This is a genomic window from Microcystis sp. LEGE 08355, assembly GCF_015207185.1.
In the GTDB taxonomy this organism is placed as follows: domain Bacteria; phylum Cyanobacteriota; class Cyanobacteriia; order Cyanobacteriales; family Microcystaceae; genus Microcystis; species Microcystis panniformis.
The window spans coordinates 1-4581 of record NZ_JADEXI010000377.1 but is presented as its reverse complement, the minus strand read 5'-3'; the positions used below and the strand labels follow the sequence as shown (position 1 = coordinate 4581).

4 protein-coding genes are annotated in these 4581 nt (G+C 40.3%); 1 reads left to right on the top strand and 3 read right to left on the bottom strand.

Annotation, left to right across the window (positions count from 1 at the left end; genetic code table 11):
* The 3 genes from IQ242_RS17305 to IQ242_RS17295 all read right to left on the bottom strand — a co-directional run.
* Positions 1 to 883: RNA-guided endonuclease TnpB family protein (locus IQ242_RS17305; RefSeq protein ID WP_193960830.1), on the bottom strand; the 883-nt coding region annotated here is incomplete at its 3' end.
* An 806-nt stretch (positions 884 to 1689) separates the two neighbouring features.
* The gene (locus IQ242_RS17300; protein WP_193960829.1) at positions 1690 to 2040 is read right to left on the bottom strand and encodes a hypothetical protein; all 351 of its coding nucleotides are present in this window, start codon (positions 2038 to 2040) and stop codon (positions 1690 to 1692) included.
* Positions 2041 to 2133: 93 nt separating this feature from the next.
* Positions 2134 to 3192 carry a tocopherol cyclase family protein gene (locus IQ242_RS17295; protein WP_193960828.1) on the bottom strand — a complete coding sequence of 353 codons (1059 nt, stop codon included), beginning with the start codon at positions 3190 to 3192 and terminating at the stop codon, positions 2134 to 2136.
* 2 nt (positions 3193 to 3194) lie between these two features.
* Between IQ242_RS17295 and IQ242_RS17290 the strand changes: the two genes are divergently transcribed.
* Positions 3195 to 4445 carry an FGGY-family carbohydrate kinase gene (locus tag IQ242_RS17290; protein WP_193960827.1) on the top strand — a complete coding sequence of 417 codons (1251 nt, stop codon included), beginning with the start codon at positions 3195 to 3197 and terminating at the stop codon, positions 4443 to 4445.
* The last annotated feature ends 136 nt before the right edge of the window (positions 4446 to 4581 follow it).

Below are 4581 nucleotides of genomic sequence, written 5' to 3'. Positions count from 1 at the left end.
GGGTGATTTCTCCCCAGCTTACATCAGATATTGCCTGAGATAATTTCGGGTTTTTGACCATATTCTTGACGGCTAAATTCTCAACCACAATCGTTTGGTTTTCCCGAACTAATTGAGTGGTTAGCTTGTGTAAATGGTCTTTTCTGCTATCGTTGATTTGAGCGTGAATCCTTGCTACTTTGATTCTCGCTTTTTCTCGATTTTTTGACCATTTCTGTTTTCGATAAAGGCTTTTTTGGTCCTTTCGCAGTCTCTGATAATGCTTTTTAAAATGCTTGGGATTAGATACTTTGTCGCCATCGCTGGTAATCCCAAGGCTACTAATTCCTAAGTCAATTCCAATGGCTTTATCTGTTACTGGTAATGGCTTAATCGTTGGGTCATCAAATCTTATTGAGATATGCCAGCGTCCTGAGGGATGTAATCTGACTGTTACTGTGCTTGGTTCACAGCTTTCTGGGATTTGTCTTGACCATCGAATAGGTAAAGGTTCTGTGCATTTGGCTAAATAGATTTGTTTGTCTTTAAATTTAAAAGCAGATTTGGTAAATTCGGCACTTCCTCCTTGATGTTTTTTCTTAAAGCTAGGATACTTAGTACGACCAGCCAAGAAATTAGTGAAAGCTGTTTGTAAATGTCTTAACCCTTGTTGTAAAGGTACACAGCTTACCTCATTGAGAAAGTTTAATTCTTCTTGTTTTTTCCAATGGGTCAACATTGAAGAAGTTTGAGCATATCCTACTCTTTCTTGTCTTTCATACCAAGCTTGTGTTCTGAGATGGAGAGCTTTGTTGTAAACTAATCTTACACAGCCCAATGTGCGCCGCAATAGCGACTCTTGTGTTGGTGTGGGGTAAAATCGAAACGAGTAGGCTTTTTCCATATCCCGCATTCTAGCATATATCGTGTAAATGCGCTAATATTTGACGGTAAAGCCAACCTAGAACGGCGGGGTTTCAGACCCAAATTTTCGATGATCGAGGGATTATTATCGCCTCTGCTGGAACGATTATAGCGATTTGTCGCACCTTGACAATCTATATTTTTTCCGTTCGTTGTCCTATCAGCTTTTACGCACTTATGCGGCAATACCGACAATCAGCAATTATCAGTGACTCTTAAGATGTTAGGTCACAAGTGGCTGAACAAACGGGAATAATTATGCAAACCCCATCGCAATTTGTAATCAGAGATTGCTGATTGACACTCCCGTAGCTAAAAGCCTATCCATTAGTCACATATTTCTTAACATAAAATTTGACAAAAAGAGAAAAGTATGCAAGATGGCTCAAGGTGGTTCTATCGGGTAACTAATTTGATGTAAATACTTTCCAAGTCTCGCCGATATCATGTAAGGGATGTTCTTTGATTCTTTCTACTGTACTTTTGGCTTGGGCGGCCATTAGTTCTGAAGGTTGAAAGTGGGGCGAGGACAATTAACCATCTTTGCCATTACTTTTGACAAATAGTATTAATTATCATCAACAAAAATATCGAGGGCGACTTCTGTAAAACTTAACTAAAAAAGCCTATTTTCTTGACTTTAAAATAATTTTTTAGCCAGACTCACCGACCGATTCTATTTCTGAGCAGAGATTTACAACATTTCTGATAGGAATAAATTATAAACTAATGGGTTATTATCCTCTGAATAATAGCTGCTAACTCCTGAAAAGGAAGACTCTGTACCTAGCCATTAAAATAACTGCTATCCCACCTTTCAGAATTTGGTTCCGTGGGAATATTTTCTTCATCTTCCACTTCTGTCTGCGCTACATAATAAAATTTTAGTTCATGCAGTATATCGGCGATCGCTCTTTCTACAGCAATTTTTATTCTTAATCTTCGGGTGTGATAATCGTGATATTTTTCCCCAAAAGTTTTGAAACTGCGGGGCAGAATTTCGATAGCACTATTAATGATTTTATCGATTTTAATCTCCGAGAGATATTGGCGAAAGGAAGCAGGTAAATTCTTTAACTGTTCCCGCACTTCTGCTATCACTAATTGCTCAACAAAATTGAGAGAAGGTTGGTTCATGAAACGATTTTTTAGTGATCAAAAACTGATTCTATGTTAATACCGAGCAATCAAGAATAGAGTGATATTCTCCCGTCGCAATGGTGATTTAACTCACCGTTTTATCCATGCTGATGGCCAAATACCGCCAATTTCGAGACCAGCTAGACGACTAGAGGCATTTATAAGGGTTTTACCACGACTATCAGCCAATTTTATCGACAATTTACCTTTGAGGGTATCTTGACAAGCAAAACAGAGACCTTTTTCTGTGGGTACACGCACGCGATCGGGAGGATGATCACTGATCCCGATTAAGACAATGGTATAATCCTCGTTAGTTGCCCTCATTTCCCAGTATCCCCAGGGTTGCACTGTCCAAGTTAGTTGAGAATTCCAGATATCAAACTTATAAAAGCGATTTTGCCAGTGAATACCGATAATTCCCACCGATTCCGTCCAGTGGAGAACTTTCCGGGTAGAACCCACTGCGGTTAAGGTTAAATCGGGATTTTCAGGGAAAGCATTACAATTAATCCAAAACCACTTTTCGGGGAAAGAATAACCCCAATTTTTTTCGCTATAAAAAGGTACATTCTCAAATTGGTAATTTTTTCCCCGATAGGTAATCATTCCCGTTGCTAAACCATGAGCAGTTAAAATCTGCCAACCTGGGTCAAAAATCGGTAAATAAGATAATATTCCTGCTGTTGCTTGGGGTGGACGCTTGTTATCTCCCCAAGTGTACCTAGTTTCAATGCGATAATCCCATTGACAGATTTCTCCGGTGACAGGATCATAAATTCGTCCTTGCTGCTGGTGTGCCGTTGCTTGATAACCTTCTCGAATAGACTCAAAAAAATCTGACGGAGAAAGCAGACGGGGACGGGTTTTTAAGTTAGTTTTTCCCCAATGGATGATAGCTAATTCCTGACGACTTGCCCAAAATTGATCCGTATCGGGAAAAGTGCGACAAAGATAATTAGATTCTATGGCTAAAATTTGTACCGCTCCACCGCTATTGACTTGACCGCCCCTTGGGTCTTGAATAGAATACATAAAGGCGAATCCGTCGGCTAATTGCGGAATCATGACTCGGAAGTACCAACCTTCAAAGAATCGGGGAGTGATACCATCCCAATGGTAGCCAGAATGAGGGGGTTGTGAAGACATCTATGAGTTTATCTTTAGGTATTGATTTTGGCACGTCGGGAGCGCGAGCGATTGCTATTGATTCTAGCAAAAATATCGTCGCTGAGGTTCATTATCCCTTCACTAATGCCAATTTTCAGGATTGGCAAAAGGCCTTATTTTATTTATTGGATAATCTAGGGGATTCGGTGCGTTCAGAACTTAAATCGATCGCTATTAATGGTACTTCCTCGACGGTGTTATTATGCGATAATTGGGGTAATCCTCTTTCTGAGGCAATATTATACAATGATGGGCGAGGAATTGCGTTTTTAGAAGCAATTAAAGCTATGGCACCCCCTCACCATCCCGTGATTAGTCCCACCTCTAGTTTAGCTAAATTACTTTGGTGGAGTGAACAAGAAATTTTTTCGCAAGCGCGTTATTTTCTCTCGCAAGCGGATTGGTTAGCATTTCTGCTGCACGGTAAACTGGGAATTAGTGATTATCACAATGCCTTAAAGTTAGGTTATGATCTCGAAAATCTCTGTTATCCCGATTGGTTAGAGAATTTACCGATGTTTAATTTATTACCGCAAATTTTTGCCCCGGGTACAGCGATCGATACTATTAAACCAGATTTAGTGACTCGTTTTGCTATCCCGAAAGATTGTTTAATTTACACGGGAACCACCGACAGTATAGCGGCATTTTTAGCCAGTGGTGCTAATTCTTTAGGGGCTGCAGTGACATCTTTAGGTTCAACTTTAGTTTTAAAATTATTAAGTAGCCAGAAAGTTGATGATAGTAACTATGGCATCTATAGTCATCGTTTAGGAAATTTGTGGTTAACTGGTGGGGCATCTAATACGGGGGGAGCAGTGTTAAAGAAGTTTTTTTCTCATGAAGAATTGAGAAATTATAGTTTAGCAATAGATGGACAAAAAGAAAGTAATTTAGATTATTATCCCCTCCTAAAAGCCGGCGAGCGCTTTCCCATTAATGATCCTTTTTTACCCGCAAAACTGACTCCTCGCCCCGATAATCCTCTAGAATTTTTGCATGGTTTACTAGAAAGTATTGCCCGCATTGAAGCTTTAGGTTATCAGCGTTTACAGGAATTGGGGGCCAATAAATTAGAGCGAGTTGATAGCGCCGGTGGTGGGGCAAAAAATCCGACTTGGAGAATAATTCGCCAGCGTCATTTAGGGGTTCCCGTGCTTTTATCTCAACAGGATCAAGCAGCCTATGGTACTGCCTTATTAGCCCAGCAATCGGTTACGCTATTGAAATAGTCTCATAAGTAGGGTTTGCGGCAAAAAGTTTGTTGGTGGGGTTAGGAGTCGGTCGTCAGGAGTCAGGAGATTATTTTATTTATTCTCCCCACACCCCACACCCCACACCACACCCTACACCCTACACCCTACACCC

Coding starts and splice junctions, on each gene's coding strand:
- IQ242_RS17300 (WP_193960829.1), bottom strand. CDS start 2,040: ATGAACCAACCTTCTCTCAATTTTGTTGAGCAATTAGTGATAGCAGAA.
- IQ242_RS17295 (WP_193960828.1), bottom strand. CDS start 3,192: ATGTCTTCACAACCCCCTCATTCTGGCTACCATTGGGATGGTATCACT.
- IQ242_RS17290 (WP_193960827.1), top strand. CDS start 3,195: ATGAGTTTATCTTTAGGTATTGATTTTGGCACGTCGGGAGCGCGAGCG.